The 2,976-nt window shown below is 69.2% G+C and carries 3 protein-coding genes; 1 reads left to right on the top strand and 2 read right to left on the bottom strand.

The genetic code is table 11. The features are described 5' to 3' along the window. The coding region (locus EOA29_RS31160) for an alpha/beta fold hydrolase (RefSeq protein WP_245468598.1) at positions 1 to 1,096 on the top strand (1,096 nt) is incomplete at its 5' end. Positions 1,097 to 1,253: 157 nt separating this feature from the next. On the opposite strand, the gene EOA29_RS31155 is transcribed toward EOA29_RS31160, so the two are convergent. Next, positions 1,254 to 1,709: a MaoC family dehydratase gene (locus EOA29_RS31155; protein ID WP_126094605.1), complete on the bottom strand. Its 456-nt coding sequence runs from the start codon at positions 1,707 to 1,709 to the stop codon at positions 1,254 to 1,256. Further along, a partial coding sequence (locus EOA29_RS31150) for an NAD(P)/FAD-dependent oxidoreductase (protein ID WP_145969899.1) occupies positions 1,706 to 2,976 on the bottom strand: 1,271 nt, incomplete at its 5' end. The genes EOA29_RS31150 and EOA29_RS31155, both read right to left, overlap by 4 nt.

Genomic DNA, 2,976 nt, shown 5'->3' with positions numbered 1-2,976 from the left:
GCTCGGCATATTGCGCGAGCTGGTCGAGCGCCTTGCCGGCGAGCCGAGGCGGGCGCTGCCGCTTGCCCGGCGCCTGCGCCGGCTGCTGCCGGAGGATGTCGGCCTGGCGGAAGAGATCGAGGCGCTGGAGGAGAAGGTCAGGGCAATGGCCGCCCAGCCGGCACCACGCTCTCCGCAACCGGCCGCGACTGGCGTGGCGCCGGTGCAATCGCCTTCGCCGGCGAAGAGCCCGATGGCCGCGCAGGACCCTGGCCGCGCCGTCCACTTCTGCCGGGCCCGCGACGGCACGAGGCTTGCTTTTGCCAAGACCGGCAGCGGCCCGGCCATCCTGCGCGCCGCGCATTGGATGTCGCATCTCACCTTCGACTGGGACAGCCCGATCTGGCGGCACTGGATGTCGGCGCTGTCGCGCGAGAACCAACTGGTGCGCTACGACGAGCGTTGCAACGGCCTGTCGCAGCGCCACGTCGTCGACGTCTCGTTCGACACCATGGTCTCGGACCTCGAATGCGTGGTCGAGGCGGCCGGGCTCGACCGCTTCACGCTTCTCGGCCTCTCGCAGAGCTGCGCGGTATCGGTCGCCTACGCCATACGCCATCCCGAGAAGGTGTCGGGCATGATCCTCTATGGCGGCTACGTCAAAGGCTGGCGGGCGCGCGGCGACGCCGGCGAGATCGCGACGCGCGAGGCGATCGCGACGCTGATGCGCGAGGGCTGGGGCAAGTCGAACCCGATGTTCCGCCAGGTTTTCTGCTCCATGTTCATCCCCGGCGCCACGCACGAGCATTTCGCCTGGATGGACGATCTGATGCTGCGCACCATATCGCCGGACGACGCCTGGCGCCTGCAGAACGCCTTCTCCGTGATCGATGTCAGCGACCTCTTGGAAAAGGTGCGGGTGCCGACCCTGGTGCTGCACGCGCGCGAAGACAACGTCGCCCCGGTCGAATCCGGTCGCACCATGGCCGCGGGCATTCCCGGCGCGCGCTTCTTCGAGCTGGAGAGCCGCAACCACATCCTGCTCGAAGGCGAACCCGCCTTCGATGAGTTCGTCGGCCACGTCCGCGCCTTCGTCGCCGAGACCGCGGGGTCCTAGACATGTTCCTTCCGCGATCGCGTAATTTCGCCGCCGCGCGCGAAACCTATCTTGAGTGGCGGCGGTTCATTCCGCCTTCGGCCGGTGCCTCAGCTACCCCAACGCCCCCCGCCCACTGCGGCACCGGCCTCAATCTTCTCCGGACAATCTAAGTTGTTCAGCCCTTGGCCAGCGGCACGGTGAACACTGTCGCGGTGCCGGTTAGGCAGAGCTCGCCGGCTTCGTTGCGCACCGATGTCTCCAGCTTTGTGATCGGCTTGTCGGCGCGCACCTCCTTGACCTCGACGCGGCCGGTGATCAATTCGCCGACGCCGACCGCCTTGACGAATTTCCATGAGACTTCGAGGAACACCGAGCCGGGACCGGGAAGGTCCTCCGCTACCACCGCGTTGAGCATGCCGGAGGTGACGCCGCCCTGCACAATGAGCTTGCCGAACACCGAAGCCTCGGCCAGCGCCTTATCGTAATGCAGCGGGTTGCGGTCGCCGGTCATCTCCGCGAACGCGTCGATATCCTGCGGTCGCGTGCGCCGCGAACGCTCGGCGACGGCGCCCACCCGCGGCCGCCCCTTGATGACGCCGATCCACCCGTCCTTCGTCAAATGCACAGTCATGGTCTTGCTCCGGTTCGATTGCGGTAGAGGTTCGAGGTGCTCAGATTCGAGGCGCCGGCCGGAGCCTGCGGCTCGTCCTGGTTGGCCGGCGCCCGATACGGCCGGCCCTTGGCGGACGAGGCGCGGAGGACCGGCATCGGCTGTCCGGCCAGCGCCTGGACCTCGGCTTTCATGACGGCGCTGAAGCGGCGATGCCGCTCGCCGATGTCGGCGAGCGTCCAGTCGAAACCCGCTACCGCGTCCGTGGTGTCGAGGATCTGGTTGGCGAACCGGTCGCGCTCCTGCTGCCAGGCCGCGAAGGCCGCCGCCGAGCCGTCGAGGACCGCGTGCGCCAGGCCCGCGGCATCGCGCAGCGCGTCGGAGATGCCGTGCGCGGTGAGCGGGTCGCGGAAGAAGCCGGCATCGCCGACCAGTGCCCAGCCGGGGCCGCAAGCCTGGCGGATGTAACCCGGCACGCCACGGAACGCCTGCAGGCGGACATCCTTCGGCGCCCGGCTCGCCTGTTCGGCAAGCGCCGGCGAAAGCGCCTCCAGCACCTCCATGCGAGCCCCGCCGTGGCGGAGGCGGAAGCGCTGGTCGAACAGCCGCGTCGGCACCGAAGCGACGATGCAGGCCAGCCCGTCATTGGTCGGGATCAGGGATCCGGCGATGCCGTCGCGGAAATACCATTGGTAGCCGCCCCTTGGTTCGACAGGCGCGTAGCCAAAGACATGGGCGGCCGAAACGGTACCGCTTCGCAGCACCTGCGCGTCGCAGCATTTCGCGACCAGCGAACCGATGCCGTCGGCGCCGACCACGATGTCGGCGCTCACCCGCAAGGCGGCGCGGCCGGCGCCGCGGATCTCGACGCCGCGCACGCGTCCGCGCGTGTCGGCAAAGAGGTCGCCGACCGCCATGTCGTGCAGGAACTCGGCGCCGGCATTGCGCGCGGCGTCGACGAGCATGCGGTCGAGCACGGTGCGCCGCGGCGCGATCAGGCCGGGAAGGTCAGGCCCGGCATTGAGCGGGATGGTGATCTCCTCGTCGCCATAGTGGAACGTCGTTGCCTCGATCAGCGGCGTGCCGGCCTTGAGCAGCGGCTCCAGCAGGCCCCAGCGCGAAAGCTGCAGCACGGCGGGCCGCATCAGCGCATGCGTCGACAGCGTGTCGGAGCCATAGGGCCTGCGATCGATTGCCAGCACTTTCAGGCCAGCACGCGCCAGCAGCAGGGCCGTCGAGGCGCCGGCGCAGCGCGCGCCGACGACGATGGCGTCGTAGCGGGTGCGTT

This window comes from Mesorhizobium sp. M1E.F.Ca.ET.063.01.1.1, assembly GCF_003998155.1.
Lineage (GTDB): Bacteria > Pseudomonadota > Alphaproteobacteria > Rhizobiales > Rhizobiaceae > Mesorhizobium.
This window is presented reverse-complemented; position numbering and strand designations above follow the sequence as displayed.

What these genes read in the sequence shown, in the direction of transcription:
- EOA29_RS31155 (WP_126094605.1), bottom strand. Translation starts at nt 1,709, where the DNA reads ATGACTGTGCATTTGACGAAGGACGGGTGGATCGGCGTCATCAAGGGG.